Genomic DNA, 26,970 nt, shown 5'->3' with positions numbered 1-26,970 from the left:
AGCCACTGACGATGAGGTTGGCCAGCACCCACGACGCACGCCTGCACGCCGTCCTGCACGACCGGACGGTCGACCTGACCGACGCCCTGGGCCTGCGCCCCGGCGCGGGCGGACCGCTGCTGGACTTCCTCGAGCGCGGCGGCACGCTCGCCGACCTGCAGCGCCTCGACCTCGGCGCGCTGCCGTCGCGGCCGCTCGACCCGGCCCGGCTCGCGGCGCCGATCGCGCGCCCCGGCAAGGTCGTCGGTGCCCCCGTCAACTACCGGGACCACCAGGCCGAGATGGGCGAGCAGCGCACCATCGCCGACTACGGGGTGTTCCTCAAGGCCACGTCGTCGGTGGTCGGCCCCACCGGTGCGATCCGCCTGCCGTACACCGACGTGCGCACGGACCACGAGGGGGAGCTGGCCGTCGTCATCGGCCGCACCGCGAGCCGCGTGCCGGTCGAGCAGGCCCTGGACCACGTCTTCGGGTACGCCCCGGTCCTCGACATCACCGTCCGCGCGGGGGAGGACCGCTCGACCCGCAAGTCCTTCGACACCTTCACGCCGTTCGGCCCGTGGGTCACCACGGCCGACGAGGTCCCCGACCCCGGCGCGCTCGACCTGCGCTGCTGGGTCGACGACGAGCTGCGGCAGCACGCCTCGACGGCCGACCTCATCTACGGGGTCGCCGAGCTGGTCGCGTACACGAGCCACGTCATGACGCTGCATCCCGGGGACGTCATCGCGTCGGGGACCCCGGCCGGCGTCGGGCCGATCGCCGCCGGGCAGCGCGTGGCGGTCGAGATCACCGGGCTCGGGCGGCTCGACGTCGGGGTCACCGACGACGGCGCGATCCCGTACGCCGACCGGCCGGGGCACCGGTGACGGCGGCCTCGACCGCGGCCGGGACGCGCGCCGTCCGGCCGGGTGCGGGCGCCGCCCCGCTCGACGCGCTGTTCCGACCCGCGAGCATCGCCGTCGTCGGGGCGTCGGCGCGCGCGGGCAAGGCCGGGCACGCGATGGTCCAGGCGCTGCGCCACTTCCCGGGCGCCCTGCACCTGGTGAACCCGCGCGGCGGCGAGGTGCTCGGCCGCCCGGCCATCACGACGCTGCGCGACGCGTCCGACGTGGACCTCGCGGTGCTCGTCGTGCCGCCGGACGCCGTGCCGGGCGCGCTGCAGGACGCCCGTAACGCCGGCGTGCGGGCGGCCGTGGTGTGCGCGGGCGGGTTCGCGGAGTCCGGGCCGGCCGGTGCGGCGCTGCAGGACCGGGTGGTCCGCGTGGCGCAGGAGGCGGGCATCCGGCTGCTCGGCCCCAACACGTCGGGGTTCATGAACCCGGTCGACCGCACGACGGCGAACTTCATGCCCGCGGTCGCCGACCTGGCGCCCGGCTCGGTGGGCGTCGTGGCGCAGTCCGGCGGGGTCAACCTGGCGCTGGCCTTCCTGCTGGCGCGCGCGGGGGTCGGGCTGCGGCTCGGCGTCGGGCTCGGCAACGCGGTGGACGTCGACTTCCCCGAGGTGCTCGACCACCTCGCCCAGGACGACGCGACCACCGCCGTCGGCCTGCACGTCGAGGGCGTCGCCGACGGCCCGGCGCTGGTCGCGGCGCTGCGCCGGACCACCGCGCGCAAGCCCGTCGTCGCGTTCACGGTGGGCCGGTCCGACGTCTCGGAGTTCGCGCAGTCGCACACGGGCGCCATGACCGGGTCCTACGCGGTGACGCGCGCGGCGCTGCAGCAGGCCGGGGCCGTGGTCGTCGACAGCCTGGAGGAGATGGTCGCCGCGCTCGTCGCGCTGCGCGCCGTGCGGCTGCCGGCCGCCGCCCACGTCGGGGTCGGGCTGCTCACCGGGCAGGCCGGGCCGGGGCTCGTCGTCACCGACGCGCTCGGGGCGCGGGGCGTCGCGCTGCCGACGCTGACCGCCGCGACGCAGGAGCGCATCGCCGAGCTGCTGCCGCCGCTGACGTTCCAGCGCAACCCCGTCGACACCGGCCGTCCCTCGCCGACGTTCGGCGACGTGCTCCGCGCCGTCGCCGACGACCCGGCGGTCGACCTCGTCGGCGTCTACGCGCTCGACGAGCCCGGTGCGCTCGACCCCGTCGCCGCGCTCGCACCGGTCGCCGGCCGGGTGCTGTTCGCCAGCGGTGGCCCGGCCGACGCGCTCGCCGCGCGACGTGCGGCCCTGGACGCCGTGGGCGTCCCGCTGCTCGCCGGCCCCGGCGACCTGGCGACCGCGCTGGCCGCCGTGGTCAGCGACGCCCGCGTCCGTGCCGTCGCCGACGCCCCGCCCGTGCCGGCCTCCCGCACGGTCGGCCGCACGCTGGACGAGCACGAGGCCAAGACGCTGCTGGAGCACTACGGCGTCCGGACGCCCGTGCGTCGCGTCGCCGTCGACCGCGCGCAGGCCCGCGCGGCGCTCGCCGACCTGGTGCGCGACGGCGGCCGGGCCGTGGTGAAGGTGCTCGACACGGCCGTGGTGCACAAGTCCGACGTCGGCGGGGTGCACGTGGGGGTGCACGACGCCGCCGGGCTCGAGCGGGCCCTGGACGTGATCGACGCGATCGCGCCCGCGCATGCCCCGGCGCCGGCCGCCCGCCGCTACCTCCTCGAGGAGCTCGCCGAGCCCGGCGCCGAGCTGATCGTCGGCGCGGTCCGTGACCGCGTCTTCGGGCCCGTCGTCCTGCTCGGCCTGGGCGGCGTCGCCGCGGAGCTCGGTGGGGAGCCCGTGCTGCGGCTCGCCCCGCTGTCCGTGGCCCGCTCCGAGGAGATGGTCCGCGCGCTGCCCGCCACGGTGCTCGACGGCTTCCGCGGCGCCCCGCCCGTCGACGTCGCCGCCCTCGCCGCCGTCCTGCGGGCCGTCGGGCAGGTCGTGTGCGACCACGCCGACGTCACCGAGCTGGACCTCAACCCGGTCCGCATGACCGCCGACGGCCCGGTCGTCCTCGACGCCGTCGTCGTCGCACCCCCGAAGGGAGACACATGTCCGGCGTGAGCGCACCCAGCCCCGGTACCGCAGGCGACGGCACCGCTGGCGACGGCACCGGAGGCGACGTCCTCGTCGTCGGCGCGGGACCGGTCGGGCTGACCGCCGCGCTCGCGCTGCGGGCCTACGGGCTGCCCGTCACCGTGCTCGAAGCGGGCCCCGAGGGGCGGCAACGGCCCGGCAGCCGGGCGATCTTCACGCACAGCCAGACGCTGCAGATCCTCGACCGGATCAGCCCCGGGCTGGGCGCCGAGCTCTACCGCCACGGCGTGTACTGGAACACGCAGCGCACGTTCCACGTGGGCAAGGAGGTGTACGCCAAGACGTACCCCGATCCGCCCGCGGGCGTGTACCCGCACTTCACGAGCCTGCCCCAGGTGCAGATCGAGGCGTACCTGCAGGCCCGGGCGGTGGCCGCGGGGGTCACGTTCGCGTGGGAGCAGGAGGTCGCGGACGTCACGACCTCGGACGACGGCGTCGTGCTGACGACGACGGCCGGGCGCCGGTGGGCCGCGTCCTACGTCGTCGGCGCCGACGGGTCGCGCTCGGTCGTGCGCAAGCAGATCGGTGCGCGGATGGAGGGCACGCGGGACGAGGGCTGGTACGTCGTCGTCGACGTCGCCGAGAAGGACGAGCCGAGCCTGCCGAACGAGCGGCACTTCCACTACGCCCACCCGGCGGTCGACGGCCGCAACGTGCTGATCGTGCCCTTCGCCGGCGGGTACCGCGTCGACCTGCAGCTCGTCGAGGAGGACGACCCCGAGGAGCTCGCGTCGCCCGAGGGCGTGCGCGGCTGGCTCGACGCGGTCCTGCCGCCCGGGTACGCCGAGCGCACCACGTGGGTGTCGACGTACCAGTTCCTGCAGCTCGTGGCGCACGACTTCGCGGACCCGCACCGGCGGGTGCTGCTGGTGGGGGAGGCGGCGCACCTGTTCGCACCGTTCGGCGCGCGTGGGCTGAACTCCGGGGTGCCGGACGCGGAGGCCGCGGCCATCGCGATCGCCGCGGCCTCGCGTGCGACCGGTGCCGCTGCCCGCACGCCCGTCGAGGCGTTCGCGCTCGCCCGCCGGTCCGCGGCTCTGTTCAACCGCGACGCGGCCGGGGAGGCGCTGGCACACCTGCGGCCGGACGAGGAGACGGCGGCCCGCGTGCTGGCGGCCGCCGAGCGCGCACCGGAGGACGCCGAGGCGTCGGTGTGGTTGGAGAAGGCTCCCTACGGCCCCCGCGGCGTCCACCGCGCGGAGACGGTCTACCGCTACTGACCCCCTGCTGGACTCGCGGGTCCGCGAGACCGGGCTGGGCTGGCTGATGGCGCGGTGTGCGCCAGCAGATCCCGGTCTCGCGGGAGCGCCTGCCCGTCAGGTGGACGCGGCCGGTGGGAGCGCAGCGGTGGTGCGGCCGGCGGCGACCGGTGCCACGGTGGGCGGGTGACCACGAGCGCCTCGCCGACCGACCCGTGGAACCCGTTGACCCCCGCCGCGGTCGCCGCGCGGTTCGACCCCACCGGCGTCGTCTGGATGATCGCCGGCGGCGTCGCGATCGACCTCTTCGTCGAGCGGCGCACCCGGCCGCACGGGGACGTCGACGTCGTCCTCCTGCGCCGTGACCAGGCCGCGGTGCACCAGGCGGTGCCGGGGTGGCAGGTCTGCGCCGCGGACCCGCCCGGGCACCTGCGCCCGTGGCCCCCGGGCGAGGTGCTGCCGGTGACCGTGCACGACATCTGGTGCCGCAGCGACCCGGCGGGCCCGTGGCAGGTGCAGGTGATGCTCGACGAGAGCGACGGGGACGAGTGGGTGTCCCGTCGTGACCCGGGCCTGCGCCGGCCGCTGGCCGGCATCCGCCGGACGACGGCCACCGGCCTGCCGTACCTCGCTCCTGAGGTGCAGCTCTACTACAAGGCCAAGGCCCCGCGGCCGAAGGACGTCGCCGACCTCGAGTCCGCGCTGCCGCACCTCACCGACGAGCAGCGGACCTGGCTGCACGGCGCCGTCTCCCGCGTCTCGCCGGAGCACGCGTGGCTGGGGCGGCTGGGACGCAGGGACGCGCCACCGGCGCCGCGGTGAGACCGATGAGGTCGCGGCCGGGACGTGGCCCGCCATACTCGCGCCATGAGCGCAGCAGCCGCGGTACGGCCCGGCGGGTCCGGCGGCCGTCGCCGCCCCGGAGCCCGGCGGGGGGCATGGCGCCCGGTCCGGCGGGCGGCCGCCGCCCTCCCCGCGACCCTGACCCTGGCGCTCCTCGGTGCGTGCACGGTCCCGCCCGGCGGGACGATCGCCCTGGGTCGGACGGCGGAGGGGGACGTCGTCGCGTACGTCCGCATGTGCGAGGGGTTCATCGACGGGGTCACCGTCTACCGCCCTGACGCCGAGGGGCAGCCGGTGGTCGCCCGGTGGGACGCGGACGAGCCGGTGACCCGTGACGCGGACGTCGTGCTCGCCGGGGGTGGTGAGGGGTGGGTGGCACCCACGGCCCCGCAGGACGAGCGCCTGTCGGTGTACGGGTGGACCGACGACGCCTCGTGGTCGGCACACGGCCCCGACGTCACGCTCGCCGAGCTGTCGGCACTGGCTCCCGGCGAGGTCCTCTACTGGTCCGGCGACGAGGGCCCCGACGGGGGGACACCCGTGAACGCGGTCGTGGACCTGGACGTGTTCGAGCGCGACGCCTGCGCCTGACGCGGCCCGCGGCCACCCACTGCCGTCTGCGGCACCGCGTCGGCCCGACCCGGCTCGGCGCCCGGAGCCCGGAGGTCCGGCCGTCCGGGCCGCTCAGGCGACGAGCAGGTCCCGCAGCCGCAGCCGGGTGCCGTCGTCGAGCCCGACGACGTCGAGCAGGCGGCTCACGTCCGCGGCGGCCTCCTGCGCGACGGGGACCGCCTCCGCGAGGAACACCTCGACCTGCTCCTCGTCCCAGGTCGACTGCCGGTCGTCGGTGTGGTCGCGGCGCCCGGCGACCTCGCGCACGGACTGCGCCCAGTCGGCGGCGACGTGCTCGGGCGGGACGCCGGCGTTCGCGAGCAGGAGCGTCACCACCAGCCCGGTGCGGTCGCGGCCGGCGCTGCAGTGGACCAGCACGCCGGGCTCCGCGGTCGCGACGGCCTGCAGGGTCGCGCGCAGCAGGTCGGGCAGGAGCCGCGCGTTGTGCGCCCAGTACTCGGGGGAGTCGAGGATCGGACCGCACGTCGCCATGAACGGCACGTGCGTCGGGTCCTCGGTGGGGGCGTGGACGAGCGTCACGCCGGGCCACGGCTCGCCCGCCGTGCCGTGGTCACCGGGTCGCGTGCCGTGCTCGTCGGTGTTGCGCAGGTCGACGACGGTGCGCACGCCCCAGCGGACCGCGTCCTGCCGGCCGGCGGGGGTCAGCCACTCGCGTCGGGGACCGCGCGCGACACGGCCGAACCGGGTGGTGCCCGTGGGGGACAGCGGTGTCGGCAGGCCACCGAGGTCCCGCGCGTTGCGGTAGCCGTCCCAGACGAGGGCGCGCGCGGCGGTCACCTCGTCGTCGGGGCGAGCCGTTCGGCGGGGACCGTCCGGTAGTGGTCCGGGGCGGCGACGAACCGGACCGGCAGCTCGGGCACGAGGTCCGTCAGCCAGCGCGCGTACTCGGCCATGCCCGCCTCCTCGGACGGCACGTGCCCCACGACGACGACCCCAGCGGACGTGCCTGCGGTCACCGCGTCGGCGGCGTACTCCCCGAGCTCCCACTCGTGGCCCTCGCCGATGACGAGCACGTCGACGTCCGGGCGGGCGAGGACGCGCCGGTTCCACTCGAACCCCTGGAACCCCGGTTGGACGGCCACGACCGACACCGCCGCCGCCGGGTCGCCGACGTACCGCAGCGCACGTGCCCCGAGGGAGCGTGCGACGTGCGCGGCGAGCTCGCCCAGGGTCGTCGTCGGGCCCAGCGTCGTCGTCGGCAGGTCGTACACCCCGGCGTCGCCGTCCCGCTCGGCGTCGAGCCAGCCCAGGGCCCGCGCGACGCCGGTGAGGATCCCGTCGGGCTCGCGGTCGTGCCAGGCGTCGTGCGCGCGCAGCACGCGGATGCCGTGCTCGGCGACGAACGCGGCCTTCGCCGCGAACACCGGGTCGGCCGCCTCCGCGAGCTTGTCGTCCGACGCCCCCTGGTGGTCGAAGTACAGCGGCTCGTGGGTGATGACGAGGTCCAGCCCCTGCTCGACCGCCCGCCGCAGGACGTCGAACGTCGCCATCACCGTCACCGCGATCCCGCCGACCGGGGCATCGGGGTCCCCGGTGAGGAACCCGTCGACCGTCGTCCCGCGTCGCGGCGCACCGATGTGCGCGTCGATCCGCTCTGCCACCTGCTGCGCCGTCATCGCCACGGGCGCCACCCTAACGACGGCCGACGGGGTCGCGGGCCATGCGTCCGCCCCGGCCGCACCGCGGGCGCGTCGCGCCGACCTGACCTCCCAAGCGTTTCGGAGGTTGCCGCGCCACCCACCCCCACCGAGGGTCGATCTACGTCGTCCCTCGTCCCGGAGGTGCTCATGTCCCGCTTCTCACCCGGCCGCCGCTTCGTCGCGGCGGCCGGCGCCCTCGCCCTCGGTGCCGCTGCGGTGGTCGGCTCCGTCGCCCTCGCCGCGCCTGCCTCGGCGCACGGGGCGGTGTCCGACCCGCCGTCCCGCGTCTACGGGTGCTACCAGCGCTGGTCGGGCAACCACACCGACCCCGCCATGGCGACCCAGGACCCCATGTGCTGGAGCGCGTGGCAGGCCAACCCGAACGCCATGTGGAACTGGAACGGCATGTTCAAGGAGAACGTCGGTGGCCGGCACGAGCAGGCCATCCCCGACGGCAAGCTCTGCTCGGCCGACAACCCGGTGTACGAGGCGGCGAACACCCCAGGTGCCTGGCGGACCACCCCCGTGCCGTACGACTTCCGGCTCACCCTCAACGACCCGTCGAACCACGGGGCCGACTACCTGAAGATCTACGTCACCAAGCAGGGGTACGACGCGCGCACCGAGCCGCTCGCGTGGTCGGACCTGGAGCTCCTCACGACGACCGGGCGCTACGCCCCGTCCAGCCCGTACGTCACGGACGTGAGCATCCCGCGGGACCGCACCGGCCACCACGTGGTCTTCACGATCTGGCAGGCGAGCCACCTCGACCAGCCGTACTACCAGTGCAGCGACGTCCTTCTCGGCGGCGGGGACCCGGCGCCGAACCCGACGACGCCCGTGCCGAACCCGACGACCCCGGCACCGAACCCGACCACCCCGGTGCCGAACCCGACGACCCCGGTGCCGAACCCGACCACCCCGGTGCCGAACCCGACGACGCCGGCCCCCGGCCCGTCGGGCTGCACCGCCACGGTGTCCGTGGTGAGCGCCTGGCAGGGCGGCTACCAGGCCACGGTGACGGTGACCGCCGGGTCGAGCGCGATCACCGGGTGGAAGGCGACCGTGAACGGCGCGACCATCACGCAGGCGTGGAACGGCACGGCGTCCGGCAGCATCATCACCTCGGCCGGGTGGAACGGTGCGCTCGCACCCGGGGGGACGGCCACCGCCGGGTTCCTGGGCAGCGGCAGCTCGAGCGGGCTCAGCGCCACCTGCACCGCGTCCTGACGTCTCGTCCTGACCCGCGCCCGGTCCTGCGCGCGGGGTCTGAGCACCACGAGGGCCGCACGTCCGTCCGGGCGTGCGGCCCTCGTGCCGTGCGGGCTCGCGCTCGTCCCCCCGCGCGGCCGGCGGCGACCGGTGCCACGGTGATGCCGGTGGACGACCGTCCGGCACGGCGCGCGATCCACCTCCCGCGCGGGGGCAGAATGGGGCCGCTGGATCTGTTTCGACGAGGAGCTCACCGTGCCGCAGGGAATCGTCCGTTGGTTCGACACCGAGCGAGGCTTCGGCTTCCTCGACCTCGGGGAGGATGCCGAGGACCTGTTCGTCCACGCCTCCGAGATCGTCGGGGACGACAACCGCAAGGTGCTGAAGGAGGGGCAGGAGGTCGAGTTCGAGCTCGGCGAGGGCGACCGCGGGCCGCAGGCGCGCAACGTCCGGGTCGTCGGCGAGTACGCCGCCGACACGCCCGTGGGCCAGCTCGGCACCGTCTCCTGGTACGAGCCGGCCAAGGGGTACGGCTTCATCACCCCGGACAGCGGCGAGGCCGAGATCTTCGCGCACAGCTCCGCGATCGTGGGTGGTGGCGTGCTGCGGGAGGGGCAGCGGGTCGCGTTCATGGTCGTGCCCGGCGAGAAGGGCCCGCAGGCCGACCACCTGCTGCCGCTCGGCGCGAACGCCGCCCCGGCCGCGGTGTCCGACGGCGCCGACGGCACCATCACGTTCTTCGACGCGGACAAGGGCTTCGGGTTCGCCCGGCCCGACGCCGGCGGCGAGGACGTGTTCGTCCACGCCAAGGCTCTGGTCGGGACGGTCAGCCTTGCCGAGGGCGACCGCATCAGCTTCACCGTCGCCGAGAGCGACCGCGGGCCGCAGGCCCACGACGTGCGGCTCGTCGGCGGCCAGGCCCGCCGCGGTGCGCCCGCCGGCCGAGGTGCGCCCGCCGCCGGCCGCGGGGCGCCCGCCGCCGGCCGCGGCCGCACCGAGCGGCCCCGGGGTTCGGGTGCGCCGGCGCGCGGTGGCACGGGCACGGTCGCGCGTTACGACGCGGACCGCGGCTTCGGCTTCATCACCCCCGACGCGGGCGGCGACGACCTGTTCGTGCACGTGTCGGTCGTGCGCGGGTCCGACGACGGGCTCTACGAGGGCGACCGGGTCAAGTACGAGGTGCGCCAGAGCGACCGGGGGCCGCAGGCGGACCGGGTCGAGCTGCTGTAAGGCGGGCGGGGTCGCCTGCCGGCGGTCAGACCCGCAGGAGGAACTCGTTGCCGTCGGGGTCGGACAGCTCGACCGTGCCGTCGGGCCTGACGCCGAGCAGCGCGGCGCCGAGCGCCGTCAGCCGCGCGGTCTCGTCGGCGAGGTCGCCGACGGCGGTGAGGTCGAGCCGCTGCCGGGCACGCCCGTGCCGGGGCGTGATCGGCCCGTCCCACGACACCTTGGTGCCGCCGAGAGGGGACTGGATCGCCGTCTGGAGACCCTCGTCCCACACGACGGGCCAGTCGAGCACCTCGGACCAGAAGAACCCCGCCTCGCGCGAGCCCTCGCAGGTCAGCTCCGCGAGGAACCCGCAGCCGGCGAGGAAGGACGTGCCCGGCTCGATCACGCACAGCTCGCCGCCCTCGGGGTCGGCCAGCACGACGTGGCCCTCCTCGGGGCGCTGCCCGACGTCGAGGTGGCGGGCGCCGAGCCGCAGCGCGGACTCGACCGTCCGGCGCTGGTCGGCCGGGTCGGTGCCGGCGAGGTGCAGGTGCATCCGGTCCCGGCCGACCCGCGGCGCGCTGCTCGCCGTGAACCTCAGCCCGAGCTGCGTCGCGGACCCGGGGACCAGGACACCGTCGGCCGTGGCGACGGTCGTCCGCCCGAGGAGGCCCGACCAGAACCGCGCCGCACGCGCGGGGTCGTGGGCGTCGACGTCGAGGGCCGTCAGCCGGCTGGGCACCCTCGCACGGTAGCCCGGGGCGCGAGCCGCTGCACGGGTAGGACTGCGGGGGTCGTCACCGGTGCCAGCGGGGGCGTCGGGAGCACGATCGCCGACCATCCGGCGTCGCTCGCTCACGTCGTCGTCAACCTCGACCCGGTGATCTGACGCATCACGGGGCCGGGTGCCATGTACACAATCATTGTTGGCTTGCTACGGTTGTGTGCATGTCCGAGCAGCGGGTCGGCGCCGACCTGAGCGTCGCGGAGGCGGCCCGTGCCGCCGGGCTCAGCCACGCCCGTGTCGGGGCGCTGGTCAGGTCAGGCCGGGTGCCGTCGCGCCGGATCGGTCGTCAGCACGTCATCACGGACCCGGAAGCTCTGCTCGCGATGCCACGTCGGGCGGGGCGCCCGATGTCGCCGCGCATGGCGTGGGCGCTGCTCCTGCTGGCCGACGACCGGCGGCCGGAGTGGGTCTCACCCGGCGAGGTCTACCGCCTCAGGCGCCACCTCGACAAGCTCGCGGCCGACCCGGAACCCGAAGTGGCGCTGCAGGCGCTCGTCCGCAACAGGGCGGCACGCCGTCCGTACCGGGCGCAGCAGCCTGGTGCTCTGCTCGAGGACGACAGCGTCGTCGCGTCCGGCCTCAGTGACGCACGGTCCGGCATGTCGGCCGGGGTGGACGTCGAGGTGTACGTCCACGAGGACGACGTGCGTGCCGTCGTGCGGCGCCACCTGCTGGTCGATGCCGCGGGCGGGCGCGCGAACGTCTGGCTGCATTCGTCCGAGCTGGTGCCGGCGCCATCGCTCCGTCTGCAGGTCGCGGCGGACCTCGCCGAGCACGGCGGGCCGCGTGAGCGTGCGAGAGCACGGGAGATCGTCCGCGAGGTCGTCGGGAACCGACGGTGAGCGTCCGGCTCCCGCCTATGCGCGCCCCGCAGCGGGACGCGTGGTGGACGCTGATGGACCTGCACAGCGACATGCCGGTCGGTTGGGTGCTCGTCGGCGGACAGATGGTCCACCTGCACTGCGCGGAGCGCGGCGCGGCGCCCCAGCGCCCGACCGACGACGCGATGCCGCGATCGACGTGCGTGCCCACCCGCGTGCGCTGAGCGACTTCACGGCTGCGCTCCTCGACCGCGGTCTCGAGCCCGACGGGACGACCTGGAGAGGGCATCAGCACAGGTGGCGGAAGGGTTCGTCACGCTGGACGTCCTGATCACCCGTGCTGGCCGGTCAGCGCCGCGGACACCCCGGTAGGTCCGCCGGGCTACGCGCCCGCGCGCCAGGCCTCGAACAGGCGCAGCTTCGCGAACAGGTCCTCGAGGACGAGTCGCACGTCGACGTGGGTCCACACCCGCATCTCCGGAGCGTCGGGCCGCTCGACGTACCGGCCGTCGTCGGTCAGCCCTGGCTTGGGGCGCGTGACGAACCGGCACGACGACGCGTCCCCGGTCCAGTAGGTCCGCAGCGCCGTGAGCGCCACCAGGCAGGAGTCGCCCAGCACGTAGGCCTCGCTGGGCGGGCGCGACGGGTTCGCGTGCCGCCGCATCTCCGCGCGGAGCTCCTCGTCGAGGTGGCGTCCCAGCGGCCCGGCCGCCCGCACGCGCGTGCGCGACTCCGCGTCGGACAGCACGCACGTCGCGTACGTGCTGCGGGGGATCTGCCAGAGGTCCAGGCCGGGCGCGTCGAACACCACCTGCGCGGCGCGCACGTCGATCGACAGGTTGTACTCCTCGTCGACCGACCGGGGCGCGTCGAGCCACGGCACGGGCTCGTGCTCGAACCCGCCGATCCACACGACCACGAACCGGCCCGCGATCTCGGGGTGCGCGAGGTACGCCGATGCCAGGTCGGTCAGCCCGCCGCCCGCGACGTAGAAGAGCGGGCGCGGGTCGTCGCGCATCGCCTCGGCGACGATCCGCTCGGTCGCCGCCGACCGCTGCGGCGTGCGCAGGTCCGTCAGGGTCTCCTCCGAGCCCGCCACCACGACATCGGTCGACGTCAGGCCCATGCGCGCGAACACGTCCTCGACAACACGCGCCCCGTCGGCGGCGCTCGTCTCCGACCGGCCGTCGTGGTCGTGACGCAGCCGCGACGACACGACCAGCGGGATCTCCACCGACGGCGACAGCACGTGGTGGACCAGCTGGAACAGGTCGTCCGGGTCGCCGGCGAAGTCGTTGTCGAGGATCAGCCGCGCGGAGGCGGGCGCGGGCGGGGCGTCCGCGAGCCACGGGTGCTCACCCAGGCGCCACAGCGGGTCGGCGGGGGCAGCGGGGACGGGTGGGACGGTCGCCATGCGGCGAGCCTAGGCACCGCGACGCGGCGGCTGGTGGGCACACCGGGTCCGACCCGCGCCCCACCCCGTCGGCACGAGGTAGCGACGCGTCGTCCGGCCGACGCCCGCGCGGTGGTCCTCCATGCGTCCCAGGTAGTCGGACCAGTCGCCGTCATGACCCGGTCCGAGCAGGAACTCGAACCCTTCGCGCGCCATCACGTCGTGCGCGCGCCGGGCGGGGGCCTCGTCCTGAGGTGTCAGCGCTCGCAGGCGCAGGGACGTGACGGTCATCGGGGCATGCTGCCACCGGCGGCGTCGTGGGTCGTGGGCTTGTCCGTGCCCGTCAGGTGCCCGACCAGGAACGCGACGCTGCGCGCGATGACGCCCTCCGCCTGGTCGTACGTCCACGCGCTGTGCGGGTACCCGTCCAGGACGTCGACGAGGTCTCCGGGACGGGCCGCCGTCAGCAGCGCCTCGCGGTTCTCCGTCGAGACGTACTCGTCGGCGGTGCCGAACACCAGGTGGCACGGGGCTGTGACCTCGCGGAACCGGTCGGGGACGTGGGCGTCGTGCGCCTCCTGCCAGAACGCGTTGCCGACCCGCTGGCCGCCCTCCTCGACGAAGCCCTGCGGGCCGGGGGAGAACTCGTCGACGTTCGCGTCCGGCACCCACGCCACCACCGCGTCCACGGGGACCTCGGCGGCGGCGCACAGGACGGCCGCCCCGCCCATGCTCTGGCCGAACAGCGCGACGCGTCGCCCCAGGTCCTGCTGCTCCCGCGCGAGCGCGGCGATCGCGTCGACCCAGATGCTGAACCGCGACTCCAGGAAGTCGCCCGAGGAGTCGCCCGACCCGTACTGGTCGAAGCGGATGGAGGAGACGCCGTGCTGCGCGAGGCGTCGTGCGGCGCGCACGAAGGTCCGGTTCGGCCCCGACTTCTCACCGCGGAACCCGTGGCAGAACAGCACGACGGCGTCGCCACCCGCGTCGTGCCGCACGGCGGCGAGGCGCCTGCCACGGACCTGCAGGTCCGTCGAGATCTCCGCGCCGCCGGGCGCGTCGAGAGGTCGACCGTCGCTCGGCCTGCTGTCGTCCCGCGTCACCGTCACACGCATGGCCCGATGCTGCCAGGCTGGTCCGGCGTGATTACCGGTCGGCGGGGCTCGTCGCACCGTCGTCGCGGGCCCCTGCCCTCCCCGCCGCCACGTGGGCGATGGCGGTCAGCGCCCGCTGCAGCAGGTCGCGACGCTCGGCGTAGGGCGGGGCCCAGTCGCCCTGCGGCGGCAGACCCACGCGAGGGGCCAGGGTAGGGCTGAGGTGCCTCTCGAGGACCTTCCCGTCCGCGAGCCACACCCTGTGCGACCCGATGCGGGCGTACCGGCTCCGCTCGACGCGGCCCTCGACGGCCGCCTCGACGACCTGACGCACGATGTCGACGGCGCGGTCGTCGCGTGCGAGCGGGAAGGTCGTGCCGTCGACGTTGAGGTTGACGCGGTCCGTGCTCTGCGACCACCACACCGGGGCGGCGCCGGGCGCGTGGGGCCTGACGGCCACGTCGTCCGGGTCCCAGTCGAGCATGGCCCGGCCCATCGGTGGGGGCGTTGACGGCCCCTCGACCTCCGCCAAGCCGGCCAGCCTCGTGCGCAGCTCGTCCCTCAGGTCGCGCAACGCGGCCGCGAGCGCGTCCTGAGGCGTCCAGTACGGGACGGCGACGGGCTCCGGGGGGGTGTCGGGCACGGCAGCACGATGGCAGGGCGTGGGCGCGCGTCGGGACCGTTCCGAGCGTGTTCACCCGTCCGGACCCGCCGGCCTGACGCGCCGACGCGCCGCGTCACGCGGACGGCACCGTGGCGCCGACGGGCGCGGTCAGCGGGTCCGCGGCGCGGCGGGTGCGGCCCTCGTCGGTGACCGTCGCGAAACCCTCGCGCACCCAGTACTCGTACCCGCCGATGAGCTCCCGCACGCGGGTGTAGCCCAGCTCGGCCAGGGCAAGCGCGCCCCACGTGCTGCCGTTGCAGCCCGGCCCCCAGCAGTAGACGACGACGTCCGCGTCGCGGTCCGGCAGGAGGTCGGCGGCGCGGGCGGTGAGCTCGGCGCCGGGGACGTGCACGGCCCCGGGGATCCGGCCCTGCCGCCACCCCTCCGCGGAGCGGACGTCGACGACCACCGGCGCGCGGCCGGCGGCACGGTCCGCGGCGAGGTCGGCGGGGTCGGTCTCGTAGGCGAGCTTGGCGGCGAAGAAGTCGCGGGCGGTGATCGAGGTCTGCATACCCACCATCGAACGCGGGCCGCGACCCGCTGACCAGGCACTCCGCACGGGGAATCGGGCATCTCGCCGGGGATCCGCTGGTACGTTGCGCGTCGTGCCGACGAATCCACGCCTCGTGCTCGACGCCACCGACCACCGGATCCTCGAGCACCTGCAGCGGGACGGCCGGCTGAGCGTCGCCGACCTCGCCCGGGCCGTGAACCTGTCGGCCAGCGCGACGGCCGACCGGGTCCGGCGCCTCACCGACGCGGGCGTCATCACCGGGTACACCGCGACCGTCGACCCGGAGGCCCTGGGGTACGCGATCACCGCGTTCGTGCGCCTGGCCTACCCGTCGGGCAACTACCGGCCGTTCCACGACCTCGTCGACACCACGCCGGAGATCGTCGAGGCCCACCACGTCACCGGCGCCGACTGCTTTGTCATCAAGGTGATCGCCCGCTCCATGCCCGACCTGGAGCGGCTCACGGGCAGGCTCGCGACGCTGGGCTCCATCACCACGAGCGTCGTGTACTCGACCACGGTCCCGCGCCGGAACCTCGTCCCGGCCTGACCTCCGCCGGCTGTCCCGGAGCGGCCATGCACTCGGTCCGCGCCTGGATCTCGCCGTACGCGGTCACCTCCGGCGGCAGCCCGTCGTCCCGCACGCGCCGTGCGACGCCGACGGCCGCGTCGAGGGCCGCGCGGTAGAGCAGCGACCCGGTGCTCACCCTCCGGACGCCGAGCGCGGCCAGACGTGACAGCGGGTGCACCGGCGTGGCCAGGACGTTCAGCGGGGCGCCCACCGCCCCGACGAGGTGGCGGATCTGCGCGGCGTCGAGCGCACCGGGCACGAAGACGCAGTCGGCACCCGCCCGCACGTACCGCTGCGCACGCCGCGTGGTCGCCTCGAGGGTGGCCGACTCCCCGAGCCAGAAGGTGTCGACGCGGGCGTTGACGACCAGGAGGGGGCAGCGCTCGCGGACGGCGGCGATCTTGTCCGCGTGCCGCTCGGGGTCGACGAGCCGCCCGCCGGTGCTGTCCTCGAGGTTGACGCCCGCGACCGGCAACGAGGCCACGAAGGAGGCCACGGTCCGCGGGTCGTCGTCGAACCCGTCCTCGACGTCGGCCGTCACCGGCACCGGCAGCTGCGCGAGGCGCCCGACGAGGTCGGCCGTCAGGCGACGCACCGCGCGTGAGCCGTCGAGGACGCCCGCGCCGGCGGCGAGCCCGAGGCTGGTCGTCCCGACCGCCGCGAACCCGGCCCGCACCAGCGCGAGCGCCGAGGCGACGTCCCACGCGTTGGGGAGCACGAAAGGGTCGGGGCCCCGGTGCAGCGCGCGCAGCGCCTCGCCCGACGTCGCCGTCACGTCCGCGCCGCTGTCACGTCGGCACCGCCGTCACGTCGGCACCGCCGTCACGTCGGCACCGCCGTGGCGAGGCCGAGCGCGAGCGTCCGCCCCGGGCAGGCGTGGGGGCCGCGGCCGAACGGAGCGTCCACGAGGTCCACCTCGACGACCTCGCCGTCCGGGTCGATCCGCCGGGTGCTCGGCACCGGGGGCCGCGGGTCGCCCGTGCGCAGCCGGTCGACCAGGGCGCGCGTCGCGGCGTGCGCCTGCACGAGGACGCCGACGCGGGCGGCGGTGAGCTCGTCGCGCGGGCCGAGCGCGGCGACGAGGCGGTCGGCGGCCGCGTCGGCCTCGGGCGACTGCGGGACGTGGGGCTGGTACGCGTCCGCCACCAGCGCGACGTCCCGCACGTGGGCGGCGGGCAGCCCGAGAGCGAGGAGGAGGCACTCCGTCGGGTCGCCGCCCGGCACGACCCGGCGCGTGAGGTCCGCGAGGACCGCCGCCACGAGCTCGCGTCTGCGGGTGTGCGACGGGCCCTCGCTGAAGCGGGCCACGTGCGCCCGCAGCCACGCCACCCCCGCGGTGCCGTCGGGCACGTCGGGCACGCGCAGCGCGGGGTCCTCCAGGGCCGACGACGGTGCGCTTCTCATGCCGGGAGTCTGCGCGGGGGACGGTTCGGCGAGGGCCGAACCGTCCCGGTCGCCGCACGGTCGCCGGTCGCGGCAGGCACCGGACCGAGCATGATGGCCGGGTGCCCCTCACACCGGCGTCGATCGCGCGGTTCGCGGCGCTCCTGGGCGACGAGACACGCGCCGGGATGTGCCTCGCGCTGCTCGACGGGCGCGCCTGGACGGCCGGCGAGCTCGCCCGCCACACCGGCGTGGCGCGCTCGACGGCGACCGAGCACCTCAGCGCACTGGTCGGCGCGGGTGCCCTGAGGGAGCGACGTCAGGGCCGGCACCGCTACGTGCGCCTCGCCGGCCCAGAGGTCGCACGCCTGCTCGAGGACCTCGGTGTGCTGGTCGGCGAGCCCGTCCGGCCGTCGTCGTTCCGGGCCGTGCGTGCCGACACGCGGCTGCGGGCCGCGCGCACGTGCTACGACCACCTCGCCGGTGCGGCCGGCGTCGCGCTCCTCGACGGGATGGTCGGCGCGGGGTTCCTCACGGCGGGCGACGCCCCGGCGCTCACCCCGGCAGGGTCCCGGTGGCTCTCCGGGCTCGACGTCGAACCGGGCGCGGACGGACGCCCGACGGTGCGCCCGTGCCTCGACTGGACGGAACGTCGCGAGCACCTCGGGGGGTCGCTCGGTGCGGCGCTCCTCGCGACCGCGCTGCGCCGGGGCTGGCTCCTGCGGGTCGAGTCCCTGCCGCGAGCGCTCACCGTGACGGACGCCGGCCGCGACTGGTTCCGCACGCACCTGGGCACCGACCTCGGTGCGCCCGGCGGAGGGGGGCGGAGGCCGTGAGCGGCCCGGTGTCCGTCGTCGTCACCGGCGCCAGCGGCGGTGTGGGGAGCGCGATCGCCGCCCACCTGGCGGCGCTCGGCCACGTCGTCGTCAACCTCGACCCGGCGGCACCCGCGCACGCGACGTCGGGCGTGCACCACGTCGCGGCGGACGCCGGCGACGCCGACGCGGCCGCCGCCGCTGCGGAGCTCGCGGAGCACCACGCGCCGCTGACCGGCTGGGTCAACAACGCCGCGGTCTTCCGGGACGCGGACCTCGCCACGGCGACCGCCGCGCAGGTCAGCGAGCTCGTCCGACGCAACCTCGACCTCGCGGTCGTCGGCTGCTCCACCGCCGTGCGACACCTGCTGGCGCACGGTCGGCCCGGTGCGATCGTCAACGTGTCCTCCCACCAGGCGCAGCGGCCCGTGCGCGGTGCGCTGCCGTACGCGGTGGCGAAGGCCGCCGTCGAGGGGCTCACGCGCGCGGCAGCCGTCGACCACGGGCCGGCGGGCGTCCGGGTCAACGCGGTCGCGCTCGGCTCGGTGACGACCGCCCGGTACGAGGAGTACCGCCGCGTCCACCCGGGGGTCGACGCGCAGATGGCGGCCCTGCACCCGCTCGGCCACGTGGGCAGCCCGCAGGACGTGGCGCGCGTCGTGGCCTTCCTGCTGTCGCCCGACGCCGCGTTCGTGACCGGTGCTGTTCTGCCGGTCGACGGCGGTCGCGCCGCGCTCGGGCAGGACCCCGAGGGGGTCTAGGCGTGTCTCCCACGTGCACCTCGGGCATGGCAGTGTCGCGGCGGTGCGCGTCGAGCTGAGACCGTGGTCGCTCGCTGATGGCCCCTCGCTGCAGTCCGCGGTGGCAGCAAGCCCCGATCTGGTCACGCAGCTGGGCGGGGCCGACCTTCGCGAGCTGGAGGACTGCACCCGGTTCATCGAGACTCATCTGCAGGCCCTCGGCCCCGTCCGGTACGACGTCGCGATCACTGTTCACGGCTGCGCGGTGGGCAACGTGGGGTTGAGCAGCATCGACAGGGTGCATGAGACGGCGTGGACGTACTACTGGGTCGCCGCCACCCACCGGGGACAGGGGCTCGCCTCGCGGGCGCTGGCGACCGTCTCCAGGTGGGCGCTCGAGGAGCTCGGCCTCTTCCGGCTGGAGCTGGGGCACCGGGTCAACAACCCCGCATCGTGCCGGGTGGCGACTCGCGCAGGATTCATCGCAGAAGGTCTTGAGCGGTCCAAGCTGCGCTACGGGGACGGCCGGTTCGACGTGGAGACCCACGCGCGGCTGGCGACGGACCCGGTCCCGCCGCTGGAACTTCTGCCGATCGGCGGACTGCCTCCGGGCGAGGCTCGTGACGTCACGCCACGAGGGCGGTGACCCGCCCGGCGCACCGGAGCCGTCACCGCCCACGTCGGCGACCCGGCGCCCGCCGGCGGTATCCGGTGGCACCGCTGCGTGCTCCTTCCGGAAGACCCCGGGAGGCCCGCCATGCCCGACGACCACGACCGTCTCGTCCTCGACCGCCCCGCCGACGCCGAGCTGGCCGCGCGGCTGCTCGCCGCGGGGCGTCCCGTGGCGCACGGGTTCGCCAACGTCTACGCGCTGACCGCCCGTGGTGACGCGGTGCAGCGCCTCAACGTCCTCAAGGGCCGGCCCTGCGACCAGGTGGGCAGTCTCACGGCGGCGACGGGGCACGTGCTCGACGCGTTCGACCTGTCCCGGCTCCCGCCCGGCGTGCCGCCGAGCCTGGTGGCCGACGTGGTCGAGGCATTCGCGGCGATCGGCCCGTTCGGGTTCCGTGGCCCCGCAGCCGCCCGCCTGCCCGCCGGCCTGACCGCGTGGGACGGGCCGACGAGAACCACGCAGGTGATCGTCCCCGGCGACGCGTGCCCGTCGCAGCGGTTCCTCGCGGCGGCCACGGACGCCGTCGGCGGAGGCCCGCTCGCGATCACCTCCGCGAACCGGTCGCGGCACGTCACGGGCGACGCGGACGCACCCGCCCACTGGCGTGCCGACTCCCTGCGCACCGAGCTGGCCGACGTCGCCGACGCCGTCGTCTGGCTCGAGCACGCCGACGAGGCCGCCGCCCGCGCGCGCTTCCCCTGCCACACGCCCGTCTCGACGAGCATCCTCGCCCTGCACCGCGCCGAGCGGGTGCGTGGGCGGGTCCACCTGGTCCTCGAGCGGCACGGCTCGCTGGGCGCCGACGACGTGGCACGCGTGCTGGCGAGCCTGGGCATGCGCCTCACGATCGGGCCGCGGGCGGCGGCGCGGCTCGCGCCCCGCTCCTACGCCGACGATCCGCCGTCCAGGCTCGTCGGGCGGCCCGCCGCCCGGTGACGTCGCGCGAGGGCTGGTGCCCCTGCGGACGTGCTGGGAGCCTTGCGCCCATGACGACGAACGAGACGCCGGCGGACCAGGAGTGCGTCTTCTGCGCCATCGCGGCCGGGCGGGCCGAGGCGAGCGTGGTGTTCGAGGACGACACCGTCGTCGTCTTCATGGACCTGCACCCCGTGAACCCGGGTCATCTTCTCGTCGTCCCGCGCGGGCACGCGGTGGGCCTCGAGGACCTGGACGGGGCCACGGGGGCGCACGTCTTCGCGGTCGGGCACGACATGGCCAGGGCGCTGCGCCGCTCGACCCTGCGCTGCGACGGCATCAACGTCGTCCTGTGCGACGGGAGGGCCGCGTTCCAGACGGTGTTCCACGTCCACCTGCACGTGATCCCGCGTCACACCGACGACGGCTGGACCATGCCGACCGACCCGCCGGAGCGGGCCAAGGCGCTGCGCGACCGCGACGCTGCCGCCATCAAGGACGCGCTCGCCGCGGTGCGCTGACCCCCGGCCCTCGGCCGCGGACCCGTGACGGTCGCCCCTGGACCGTGCGCGGCGCGCAGCGGTGGGATGGGCACGTGGACGCCGTGGCGCGGGTGAGGTGGGCGGCCGTCGGAGCCGGCGGCCGGGTCGCGCGGCGGACGAGCGCGTGGTGGGAGCGGGCCGTCGCAGCCCGGGAGCACCGGGCACCGCAGCCGCTCGTGCACGCCGTGCTGGAGGTCGTGGTGGACGGCGCGACGACGCGCGTCGACATGGGACCCACCTGGGGCCGGACCGCCGCGGGGCGACGGGTCGTGCGGACCGGACCGGTGGGCTCGCGGCTCCTGGGCCGGTGCCCGCTGTTCCGCTACGAGGTCCGGACGGTGCACGGGCCGGACGCCACGCCGGGGGTCCTGGCCGTCAGCGCCGACGTCCCGGTCCCACGGGACCTGCTCGAGCACCTGACCGACGTGCCGGCGTGGACGTGGGGCCGCGACGAGGCCGGGACCGGCGACATGTGGACGTCGAACTCCGTCGTCGCGTGGCTGCTGGGGCGCGCGGGCGTGACGTCCCTGGGGCCACCGGCCGGGCACCGGGCGCCGGGCTGGGACGCAGGTCTGCGTGCCTGACCGCGTCCGCGCGCGCGGTCCGCGGATCAGGTCTAGATTCCGGCGACATGGACATGCTCTCCGGGCGTGAGATCGACCAGGCGCAGCTGGTCGACTGGCGCAAGCTGGCCCAGGGCCTGCACGCCCGGTACCTGGTCGACGACTTCGGCACCGGCGCCCGGTTCCTCGCTGCGGTGGGCGAGGCCGGCGACGCGGCCGGGCACCACCCGACCGTGGCGATGAGCAAGGGCCACGTCGACCTCAAGCTGGTCAGCCCGGACGCGATCTACCGGGACGGGGACACCGAGCACGTCGTGGAGTGGGTGACGCAGAAGGACGTCGACCTGGCCCGGCAGATCACGCAGATCGCCGCCGAGCACGGGCTCGCCCCGGACCCCGCGTCGGTCAGCGTCGTCGAGCTCGGACTGGACGCGGCGGACTCCGCGACCATCGCGCCGGTGTGGGCCGCGCTGCTGACGGGCCTCGTGGACGCGCAGGGCCACGGGTCCCCGAGCGACGAGGTCCGCGACGCCACGGGCCGGGTGCCCAACCTGTGGTTCGGCGACGCCGACGAGCAGGGCGGGCCACGCCAGCGCTTCCACGTGGAGGTGTACGTGCCGGCCGAGGTGCTCGAGCAGCGGATCGCCGCCGCGGTCGCGGCCGGTGGGACCGTGGTGGACGACAGCGACGCACCGTCCCTCACCGTGGTCGCCGACCAGGAGGGCAACACCGGCGCGGTCTGCGTGGCCTGACCGCGGCGGGCGGGGTCGGTCGGATCGCGGTCCTGCCCCTGGCGCGGGACGCTCGTGCGGGGGACGGACGAGCGGGGGGCGCTCGCGGCTCGCCCAGGACGGAGCGCGGCGTGAGCAGGGACCCGGTGGACACCGTGCCGGAGCTGGGCCGGCCACCCCGCCCGGACGCGCGCACGGATGACCCCGAGCCGGCGTCGCCGCGCCGGGACGACCCGGTCTCGCGGGGCTGGGCCGCCACGGTCGCCACCGTCGCAGGCCGGGTCGTCCAGGGGATGGCGGCCTGGCAGGTGGTCGCGCTGCTGCTCCTGCCGTTCGCCCCCGGTGTGGTGCGCCGCGTCGCCGAGGCGCTCTCGGTGCTGAACCTGCCGGCCCAGCCGGGGTTCTTCTCGCTCGTGCTCCTGGCGACGGTCGCGTCGGGGCTCGTGCGCCGCCTGCGCGTCACGCTGTGGGTCCTCGTGCTGGTGTGGCAGGCGCCGGTGGTGCTCGCCGGGCTGGTGACGGCGGTCCTCTGGTCCGCCGACCCGGCCGGGCGTGGCGAGCCCGGGGTGACGGCGCGGGACGTCGTCGCGTGGGTGGTCGCGGTCGTGGCCGTCCCGGTGCTGGTCAGCGCGCGCTCGGCGTTCCCGGCGCGGGTGCGGCCCGGCGCCTGGTGGCGGTCCCTGCTCGTGGCGTTCGGGGGCGTGGCCGCCGGCACGCTCCTGTCGTTCGCGCTGCTCCGGGTGCTGGGGCGTGGTCTGCCGACGGTGGGCGACCAGCTGCAGTGGGCGTTCGCGCAGGCGTTCAGCGTCTACGGCTCGGCGCTGGACCCCGGCACGGTCGGCTACGTGCCGACGTGGGTCGGGGTCGTCGGGGGCCTCGTCGCCGCCGTCGGGCTGGTGCTCGCGCTCGTGCTGTTCATGCGGTCCCGTGAGCCGGTGGGGACCGACGCCGCGGACGACCGGCTGCAGGTCCGCCGGCTGCTGCTCGAGCACCCGTCCGGCGACTCCCTGGGGTACTTCGCGACCCGGGACGACCGGTCGACCCAGTTCTCCGCCGACCGGCGGGCCGCCGTGTCGTACCGCGTCGTGTCGGAGGTCTGCCTCGCGGCCGGCGACCCGATCGGCGACCCCGCGTCGTGGCCCGACGCCGTGGCCCGGTGGTTGGCGACGGCCCGCCGCTACGGGTGGGTACCCGCGGCGACGTCGACGACGGAGGCCGGGGCGCGGGCGTACCGAGCGGCCGGGCTGCACCCCATCGTCATGGGCGACGAGGCCGTGATCGTCACCCGGTCGTTCGACCTGCGGAACCCGGCCATGCGCGGGGTGCGCCGCGCCGTCGAGCGCGGCCGGGCGGCGGGGTACGAGGTCCGGGTCCGCCGGCAGGCGGAGACGCCGCCCGACGAGCTGGCCGAGGTGGTGGCGCAGGCCGACCGGTGGCGCCAGGGCCAGGAGCGTGGGTACTCCATGGCTCTGGACCGGTTCGGCTCGCCGGTCGACCCGGGCGAGGTCGTCGTCACCGCGCGCGACGCGGACGGCCGCCTGCGGGGGGTGCTGTCGTTCGTCCCCTGGGGGCGGCACGGCCTGTCGCTGGACGTCATGCGACGCTCGCCCGACGCGGTCTCGGGGGTCACCGAGCTCATGGTCGCCGGCCTCGTGGACGCGTCGCGCGACCTGGGCGTCGAGCGCATCTCGATGAACTTCGCGATGTTCCGCGAGACGTTCCAGCTCGGGGAGCGTGTCGGGGCCACGCCGGTGCAGCGCCTCAACCGGCGGGTGCTGCTGCTCGCGTCGCGCTTCTGGCAGCTGGAGCAGCTGTACCGCTCGAACGAGAAGTACCTGCCCGAGTGGCAGCCGCGGGTCCTGTGCTACGAGGCCGCGGGCCACCTGACGCGCGTGGTGCTCGCGCTCGGGCAGGCGGAGGGCTTCGTGCCCCCGCTTCGTCGCCTGGCCGGCGGCGAGCAGCCGCCCGTGGCGGCCGCGGACGACCCGGCGCTCGTCGCCGCGGTCGTCGCGCAGGAGCACGAGCTGCTGGCGGTCCGGGCGCCCACGCGCCGGCTGACCCAGCAGCAGCGCGTCCGCCGGGCCAAGCTCGCCGTGCTCCGGGCCGTCGGGACGGACCCGTACCCGGTCGCGGTGCCGCGCACCCACACCGTGCGCGCGGCGCGGGGCGTCCAGGTCGACGGTCCGGAGGTGTCGGTCGTCGGGCGGGTCGTGCGGCTGCGCGACCTGGGCGGGGTCGTGTTCGCGGTGCTGCGCGAGGGGACGGATGAGGTGCAGGCGCTGCTCACCGCGTCGGGCACCACCGGCCTCGACCTGTTCCGGCGCACGGTCGACCTGGGGGACCAGGTGAGCGTGACCGGTCCGCTCACGCACAGCCGCAGCGGTGAGCTCAGCGTCGCCGCGCGCACCTGGCGGATGGCCACCAAGGCGCTGACCCCGCCGCCCGACAAGCGGCACGGCCTGGCCGACGCCGAGGCCCGGGTGCGCCTGCGGCACATGGACCTGGCGCTGCACGACGCCGCGGCGGTGGCCCTGCGCGCCCGGTCGACGGCGGTGTGGTCGATCCGCACCTCGCTCGTCGCCCGCGGGTTCCTCGAGGTCGAGACGCCGATCCTGCAGCGGATCCACGGCGGCGCGAACGCCCGCCCGTTCGTCACCCACATCAACGCGTACGACCTGGACCTGTACCTGCGGATCGCCCCCGAGCTGTTCCTCAAGCGCCTCATGGTGGGCGGCACGGGCAAGGTGTTCGAGCTGGGCCGCAGCTTCCGCAACGAGGGCGTCGACGCGACGCACAACCCCGAGTTCACGTCGATGGAGGCGTACGAGGCGTACGGCGACTACACGACCATGCGGGAGCTGACGCGCGAGCTGGTCGTGGCCGCGGCGCTCGCCGTGCACGGCGAGCCCGTGGCGCACCGTCCGGGGGGCGGCGTGGTGCGCCTCGACGGCCCGTGGCCCGTCGTCACCGTGCACGAGGCCGTGTCGCGCGCGGTCGACCGGGAGGTCACCCCCGACCTGCCGCTGACCGAGCTGCAGTCGCTGTGCAGCCGGCTCGACGTGGCGTGGGAGCCGACCGAGACGCACGGCGCGCTGGTCTCGGAGCTGTACGACCGGTTCGTCGAGGGGCAGACCGTCGTCCCGACGTTCTACACCGACTTCCCCGTCGAGACGTCGCCCCTGACCCGCGCGCACCGCACCGACCCGCGCCTCGCCGAGCGCTGGGACCTCGTCGCGTTCGGCGCCGAGCTCGGCACCGCGTACTCCGAGCTCACCGACCCGGTCGAGCAGCGCCGGCGCCTCACCGAGCAGTCGGTCCTCGCGGCGGCCGGCGACCCCGAGGCGATGGAGATCGACGAGGACTTCCTCGACGCCCTCGAGTTCGGCATGCCGCCGACCGGCGGCGTGGGCGTCGGGGTCGACCGGGTGGTGATGACGCTCGTCGGCGGCACGATCCGCGACACGCTCGCCTTCCCGTTCCTGCGGCCCCGGGGACGTGCGTGACCGCGGCGCTGCTCGCTGCCGTCGCCGCGGCGGTCGGCTACGGCGTCAGCACCGTGATGGAGGCCGTCGGGGCCAGGCGCTCCCCGGGGGCGGGTGCGCTGCGCCGACCGCTCGTGCTGGCCGCGCTGCTCCTCGACGGCGTCGCGTGGCTGCTGTCCCTGCTCGCGCTGGACCGGCTGCCGCTGTTCGTCGTGCAGGCGGTGCTCGCGTCGTCGGTCGTGGTCACCGTGGTGCTCGCGCGCCCCGTGCTCGGGGCCAGGCTGCGCCGGCGTGACGTCCTGGCCGTCGCCGTCGTGGTGGTCGCCCTGGTGGTGGTGGCCGGCGGGTCCGGGGACCAGCCGGCCGTGACGCCACCGCGGGGGTTCACCACGGGCATGCTCGTGGCGACCGGGGCGCTGGTCCTGGTGTCGGTCGCCGCGTACGCGCGTGGCGGTGCGCTGCTGCTCGCGCTGCTCGGCGGGCTGGGCTACTCGGGAGCCGCGATCGCGGCGCGCGGCGCGCACGCGTCCGGCGACCTGCTCGCCACCGTGCGGCAGCCCCTGGCGGTCGTGGTCGTGGTGTGCGGGGCCGTCGGTGTGGTCGCGTACCTGCGGGCGCTGGAGCGCGGGCCGGTGGGCGGCGCGGCCGCGGTGGAGTCGGTCGTGGAGGTGCTCGTGCCCGGCGTGGTGGGCGTCGCGGTGCTGGGCGACACGGTCCGGCACGGGTGGGCGGTGCCCGTCGTGCTCGCCCTCGTCGTGGCGGTGGCCGCGTGCGTGGTGCTCGCGGGCAGCCCGGCGGGCGTCGCGGCGGAGGACGCCGAGCCCGACGCGGGGCGCGTCGACGGGCCGGCCCGGCGCGCGCCGGGCTGAGCGCAGGGGACCGGCGCCCCGGGGTCTTGCCGCGCGTGCGACGGCGCGCGTACGTTCGCGAGATGGGGGGCATGGCCGTGGACGGCTACCGGATCGAACCGCTCGAGGAGCGCACCTGGGACGCGTTCGCGGGCCTGGCCGAGCGGCACAACGGCGTGTGGGGTGGGTGCTGGTGCACGTACTTCCACCTGTACCCCGACCCGGTCGAGGAGCGCAGGGCCCTGGGCCACCGCGAGTTCAAGCGGCAGCTCGTGCTGGCCGGCCGCGCGCACGCCGCGCTCGTCATGGACGGTGACGAGGCCGTGGCGTGGGCCCAGTACGGGACGGTCGACGAGGTGCCGAACATCCAGCACCGCAAGGAGTGGGAGAAGGGCCTCGAGCAGCGGCCGGACTTCCGGATCACCTGCCTGTTCGTCGACCGCCGGTACCGCCGGCAGGGGATGGCGTCGGTCGCCGTGCGTGGCGCCCTGGGGCTCATCGCCGCGGCCGGGGGTGGTCTGGTCGAGGCCTACCCGCACGACCTCCCGCCGGGCAAGCGCACGTCGTCGTCCTTCCTCTACAACGCGACCCGGACGATGTACGAGGAGCTGGGCTTCGCGTACCAGCGGCCGAAGGGCAAGGGCAACTGCGTGATGACGTCGACGGTGCCCGCCGCGCAGGCGTGACC

30 protein-coding genes are annotated in these 26,970 nt (G+C 75.9%); 20 read left to right on the top strand and 10 right to left on the bottom strand.

Annotation, left to right across the window (positions count from 1 at the left end; genetic code table 11):
• Nucleotides 1–11 precede the first annotated feature (11 nt).
• The 5 genes from J1G43_RS17980 to J1G43_RS17960 all read left to right on the top strand — a co-directional run bounded on the left by J1G43_RS17980 (nucleotide 12) and on the right by J1G43_RS17960 (nucleotide 5,643).
• Entirely contained in the window at nucleotides 12–869 is an 858-nt protein-coding gene (locus tag J1G43_RS17980) for a fumarylacetoacetate hydrolase family protein (protein WP_207341806.1), read from the top strand.
• Nucleotides 866–2,977, top strand: coding sequence for an acetate--CoA ligase family protein (locus tag J1G43_RS17975; RefSeq protein ID WP_207378999.1), 2,112 nt, complete (start codon nucleotides 866–868; stop codon nucleotides 2,975–2,977). The genes J1G43_RS17980 and J1G43_RS17975 overlap by 4 nt, the downstream gene beginning before the upstream one ends.
• Nucleotides 2,974–4,230, top strand: a complete 1,257-nt coding sequence (locus tag J1G43_RS17970) for an FAD-dependent oxidoreductase (protein ID WP_207378998.1) — start codon at nucleotides 2,974–2,976, stop codon at nucleotides 4,228–4,230. The genes J1G43_RS17975 and J1G43_RS17970 overlap by 4 nt, the downstream gene beginning before the upstream one ends.
• Nucleotides 4,231–4,395: 165 nt before the next feature.
• Entirely contained in the window at nucleotides 4,396–5,031 is a 636-nt protein-coding gene (locus tag J1G43_RS17965; protein ID WP_207378997.1) for a nucleotidyltransferase domain-containing protein, read from the top strand.
• 45 nt (nucleotides 5,032–5,076) lie between these two features.
• Entirely contained in the window at nucleotides 5,077–5,643 is a 567-nt protein-coding gene (locus J1G43_RS17960; RefSeq protein ID WP_207378996.1) for a hypothetical protein, read from the top strand.
• Nucleotides 5,644–5,736: 93 nt separating this feature from the next.
• Here J1G43_RS17960 and J1G43_RS17955 read toward each other — a convergent pair whose 3' ends face one another.
• Nucleotides 5,737–6,462 carry a tyrosine-protein phosphatase gene (locus tag J1G43_RS17955; protein ID WP_207378995.1) on the bottom strand — a complete coding sequence of 242 codons (726 nt, stop codon included), beginning with the start codon at nucleotides 6,460–6,462 and terminating at the stop codon, nucleotides 5,737–5,739.
• Entirely contained in the window at nucleotides 6,459–7,301 is an 843-nt protein-coding gene (locus J1G43_RS17950) for a Nif3-like dinuclear metal center hexameric protein (RefSeq protein ID WP_242636008.1), read from the bottom strand. Before J1G43_RS17950 ends, J1G43_RS17955 begins: the two co-directional genes overlap by 4 nt.
• A gap of 171 nt (nucleotides 7,302–7,472) precedes the next feature.
• On the opposite strand from J1G43_RS17950, the gene J1G43_RS17945 reads away from it, so the two are divergent.
• Both J1G43_RS17945 and J1G43_RS19720 read left to right on the top strand, forming a co-directional pair.
• Nucleotides 7,473–8,555 (top strand): lytic polysaccharide monooxygenase, encoded by a 1,083-nt coding sequence (locus J1G43_RS17945; RefSeq protein WP_207378993.1) that lies wholly within the window; start codon nucleotides 7,473–7,475, stop codon nucleotides 8,553–8,555.
• Nucleotides 8,556–8,792: 237 nt separating this feature from the next.
• Nucleotides 8,793–9,767: a cold-shock protein gene (locus J1G43_RS19720; protein ID WP_207371113.1), complete on the top strand. Its 975-nt coding sequence runs from the start codon at nucleotides 8,793–8,795 to the stop codon at nucleotides 9,765–9,767.
• A 25-nt stretch (nucleotides 9,768–9,792) separates the two neighbouring features.
• Here J1G43_RS19720 and J1G43_RS17935 read toward each other — a convergent pair whose 3' ends face one another.
• Nucleotides 9,793–10,488: a VOC family protein gene (locus tag J1G43_RS17935; protein WP_249670698.1), complete on the bottom strand. Its 696-nt coding sequence runs from the start codon at nucleotides 10,486–10,488 to the stop codon at nucleotides 9,793–9,795.
• 206 nt (nucleotides 10,489–10,694) lie between these two features.
• Here J1G43_RS17935 and J1G43_RS17930 point away from each other — a divergent pair, with 206 nt between their 5' ends.
• Together J1G43_RS17930 and J1G43_RS17925 are read left to right on the top strand one after the other, a co-directional pair.
• A complete protein-coding gene (locus J1G43_RS17930; RefSeq protein ID WP_207341814.1) occupies nucleotides 10,695–11,375 on the top strand; it encodes a hypothetical protein in 681 nt (226 codons plus the stop codon).
• 53 nt (nucleotides 11,376–11,428) lie between these two features.
• Nucleotides 11,429–11,578 carry a hypothetical protein gene (locus tag J1G43_RS17925; protein ID WP_207371111.1) on the top strand — a complete coding sequence of 50 codons (150 nt, stop codon included), beginning with the start codon at nucleotides 11,429–11,431 and terminating at the stop codon, nucleotides 11,576–11,578.
• A 158-nt stretch (nucleotides 11,579–11,736) separates the two neighbouring features.
• Here J1G43_RS17925 and J1G43_RS17920 read toward each other — a convergent pair whose 3' ends face one another.
• The 5 genes from J1G43_RS17920 to J1G43_RS17900 form a co-directional block, all read right to left on the bottom strand.
• A complete protein-coding gene (locus J1G43_RS17920) occupies nucleotides 11,737–12,768 on the bottom strand; it encodes a nucleoside hydrolase (protein ID WP_207378992.1) in 1,032 nt (343 codons plus the stop codon).
• 9 nt (nucleotides 12,769–12,777) lie between these two features.
• On the bottom strand, nucleotides 12,778–13,038 hold the full coding sequence (locus J1G43_RS17915) for a hypothetical protein (RefSeq protein ID WP_207378991.1): 261 nt from the start codon (nucleotides 13,036–13,038) through the stop codon (nucleotides 12,778–12,780).
• Nucleotides 13,035–13,862 carry an alpha/beta hydrolase gene (locus J1G43_RS17910; protein WP_207378990.1) on the bottom strand — a complete coding sequence of 276 codons (828 nt, stop codon included), beginning with the start codon at nucleotides 13,860–13,862 and terminating at the stop codon, nucleotides 13,035–13,037. The genes J1G43_RS17915 and J1G43_RS17910 overlap by 4 nt, the downstream gene beginning before the upstream one ends.
• Before the next feature lie 31 nt (nucleotides 13,863–13,893).
• Entirely contained in the window at nucleotides 13,894–14,484 is a 591-nt protein-coding gene (locus J1G43_RS17905; protein WP_207371108.1) for a hypothetical protein, read from the bottom strand.
• Between the two features lie 94 nt (nucleotides 14,485–14,578).
• Nucleotides 14,579–15,025 carry a rhodanese-like domain-containing protein gene (locus J1G43_RS17900; RefSeq protein ID WP_207341820.1) on the bottom strand — a complete coding sequence of 149 codons (447 nt, stop codon included), beginning with the start codon at nucleotides 15,023–15,025 and terminating at the stop codon, nucleotides 14,579–14,581.
• Nucleotides 15,026–15,110: 85 nt separating this feature from the next.
• On the opposite strand from J1G43_RS17900, the gene J1G43_RS17895 reads away from it, so the two are divergent.
• Entirely contained in the window at nucleotides 15,111–15,569 is a 459-nt protein-coding gene (locus tag J1G43_RS17895; RefSeq protein WP_207341821.1) for an Lrp/AsnC family transcriptional regulator, read from the top strand.
• On the opposite strand, the gene J1G43_RS17890 is transcribed toward J1G43_RS17895, so the two are convergent.
• On the bottom strand, nucleotides 15,511–16,365 hold the full coding sequence (locus J1G43_RS17890; protein WP_207378989.1) for an isocitrate lyase/phosphoenolpyruvate mutase family protein: 855 nt from the start codon (nucleotides 16,363–16,365) through the stop codon (nucleotides 15,511–15,513). The two genes, J1G43_RS17895 and J1G43_RS17890, sit on opposite strands and share 59 nt — an antisense overlap.
• 47 nt (nucleotides 16,366–16,412) lie before the next feature.
• Entirely contained in the window at nucleotides 16,413–16,994 is a 582-nt protein-coding gene (locus tag J1G43_RS17885; RefSeq protein ID WP_207378988.1) for a hypothetical protein, read from the bottom strand.
• A 101-nt stretch (nucleotides 16,995–17,095) separates the two neighbouring features.
• Between J1G43_RS17885 and J1G43_RS17880 the strand changes: the two genes are divergently transcribed.
• The 10 genes from J1G43_RS17880 to J1G43_RS17835 all read left to right on the top strand — a co-directional run bounded on the left by J1G43_RS17880 (nucleotide 17,096) and on the right by J1G43_RS17835 (nucleotide 26,968).
• A complete protein-coding gene (locus tag J1G43_RS17880) occupies nucleotides 17,096–17,809 on the top strand; it encodes a helix-turn-helix transcriptional regulator (protein ID WP_207378987.1) in 714 nt (237 codons plus the stop codon).
• On the top strand, nucleotides 17,806–18,549 hold the full coding sequence (locus J1G43_RS17875) for an SDR family oxidoreductase (RefSeq protein ID WP_307859652.1): 744 nt from the start codon (nucleotides 17,806–17,808) through the stop codon (nucleotides 18,547–18,549). The genes J1G43_RS17880 and J1G43_RS17875 overlap by 4 nt, the downstream gene beginning before the upstream one ends.
• 43 nt (nucleotides 18,550–18,592) lie before the next feature.
• Complete coding sequence (locus tag J1G43_RS17870; RefSeq protein WP_207341824.1) at nucleotides 18,593–19,174, top strand: GNAT family N-acetyltransferase; 582 nt, start codon at nucleotides 18,593–18,595, stop codon at nucleotides 19,172–19,174.
• Nucleotides 19,175–19,285: 111 nt separating this feature from the next.
• Nucleotides 19,286–20,137, top strand: coding sequence for a hypothetical protein (locus tag J1G43_RS17865; RefSeq protein WP_207378986.1), 852 nt, complete (start codon nucleotides 19,286–19,288; stop codon nucleotides 20,135–20,137).
• Nucleotides 20,138–20,187: 50 nt separating this feature from the next.
• On the top strand, nucleotides 20,188–20,637 hold the full coding sequence (locus tag J1G43_RS17860; protein WP_207378985.1) for an HIT family protein: 450 nt from the start codon (nucleotides 20,188–20,190) through the stop codon (nucleotides 20,635–20,637).
• Nucleotides 20,638–20,711: 74 nt separating this feature from the next.
• Nucleotides 20,712–21,242, top strand: coding sequence for a hypothetical protein (locus J1G43_RS17855; protein WP_207378984.1), 531 nt, complete (start codon nucleotides 20,712–20,714; stop codon nucleotides 21,240–21,242).
• 47 nt (nucleotides 21,243–21,289) lie between these two features.
• Complete coding sequence (locus J1G43_RS17850; protein ID WP_207341828.1) at nucleotides 21,290–21,973, top strand: 4a-hydroxytetrahydrobiopterin dehydratase; 684 nt, start codon at nucleotides 21,290–21,292, stop codon at nucleotides 21,971–21,973.
• 110 nt (nucleotides 21,974–22,083) lie between these two features.
• On the top strand, nucleotides 22,084–25,455 hold the full coding sequence (gene lysX, locus J1G43_RS17845) for a bifunctional lysylphosphatidylglycerol synthetase/lysine--tRNA ligase LysX (RefSeq protein WP_207378983.1): 3,372 nt from the start codon (nucleotides 22,084–22,086) through the stop codon (nucleotides 25,453–25,455).
• Nucleotides 25,452–26,303 carry a hypothetical protein gene (locus J1G43_RS17840; RefSeq protein WP_207341830.1) on the top strand — a complete coding sequence of 284 codons (852 nt, stop codon included), beginning with the start codon at nucleotides 25,452–25,454 and terminating at the stop codon, nucleotides 26,301–26,303. Before lysX ends, J1G43_RS17840 begins: the two co-directional genes overlap by 4 nt.
• Nucleotides 26,304–26,365: 62 nt before the next feature.
• Complete coding sequence (locus J1G43_RS17835; RefSeq protein ID WP_207378982.1) at nucleotides 26,366–26,968, top strand: GNAT family N-acetyltransferase; 603 nt, start codon at nucleotides 26,366–26,368, stop codon at nucleotides 26,966–26,968.
• Nucleotides 26,969–26,970: the final 2 nt, after the last annotated feature.

It is taken from the genome of Cellulomonas sp. zg-ZUI22 (assembly GCF_017353535.1).
Lineage (GTDB): Bacteria > Actinomycetota > Actinomycetes > Actinomycetales > Cellulomonadaceae > Cellulomonas > Cellulomonas wangleii.
The sequence above is the reverse complement of the archived record's forward strand: the minus strand, read 5'-3'. Positions and strand labels throughout refer to the sequence as shown.

Coding starts and splice junctions, on each gene's coding strand:
- J1G43_RS17980 (WP_207341806.1), top strand. CDS start 12: ATGAGGTTGGCCAGCACCCACGACGCACGCCTGCACGCCGTCCTGCAC.
- J1G43_RS17960 (WP_207378996.1), top strand. CDS start 5,077: ATGAGCGCAGCAGCCGCGGTACGGCCCGGCGGGTCCGGCGGCCGTCGC.
- J1G43_RS17950 (WP_242636008.1), bottom strand. CDS start 7,301: ATGACGGCGCAGCAGGTGGCAGAGCGGATCGACGCGCACATCGGTGCG.
- J1G43_RS17945 (WP_207378993.1), top strand. CDS start 7,473: ATGTCCCGCTTCTCACCCGGCCGCCGCTTCGTCGCGGCGGCCGGCGCC.
- J1G43_RS17930 (WP_207341814.1), top strand. CDS start 10,695: ATGTCCGAGCAGCGGGTCGGCGCCGACCTGAGCGTCGCGGAGGCGGCC.
- J1G43_RS17925 (WP_207371111.1), top strand. CDS start 11,429: ATGGACCTGCACAGCGACATGCCGGTCGGTTGGGTGCTCGTCGGCGGA.
- J1G43_RS17920 (WP_207378992.1), bottom strand. CDS start 12,768: ATGGCGACCGTCCCACCCGTCCCCGCTGCCCCCGCCGACCCGCTGTGG.
- J1G43_RS17915 (WP_207378991.1), bottom strand. CDS start 13,038: ATGACCGTCACGTCCCTGCGCCTGCGAGCGCTGACACCTCAGGACGAG.
- J1G43_RS17910 (WP_207378990.1), bottom strand. CDS start 13,862: ATGCGTGTGACGGTGACGCGGGACGACAGCAGGCCGAGCGACGGTCGA.
- J1G43_RS17900 (WP_207341820.1), bottom strand. CDS start 15,025: ATGGTGGGTATGCAGACCTCGATCACCGCCCGCGACTTCTTCGCCGCC.
- J1G43_RS17885 (WP_207378988.1), bottom strand. CDS start 16,994: ATGAGAAGCGCACCGTCGTCGGCCCTGGAGGACCCCGCGCTGCGCGTG.
- J1G43_RS17865 (WP_207378986.1), top strand. CDS start 19,286: ATGCCCGACGACCACGACCGTCTCGTCCTCGACCGCCCCGCCGACGCC.
- J1G43_RS17860 (WP_207378985.1), top strand. CDS start 20,188: ATGACGACGAACGAGACGCCGGCGGACCAGGAGTGCGTCTTCTGCGCC.
- J1G43_RS17850 (WP_207341828.1), top strand. CDS start 21,290: ATGGACATGCTCTCCGGGCGTGAGATCGACCAGGCGCAGCTGGTCGAC.
- J1G43_RS17835 (WP_207378982.1), top strand. CDS start 26,366: ATGGGGGGCATGGCCGTGGACGGCTACCGGATCGAACCGCTCGAGGAG.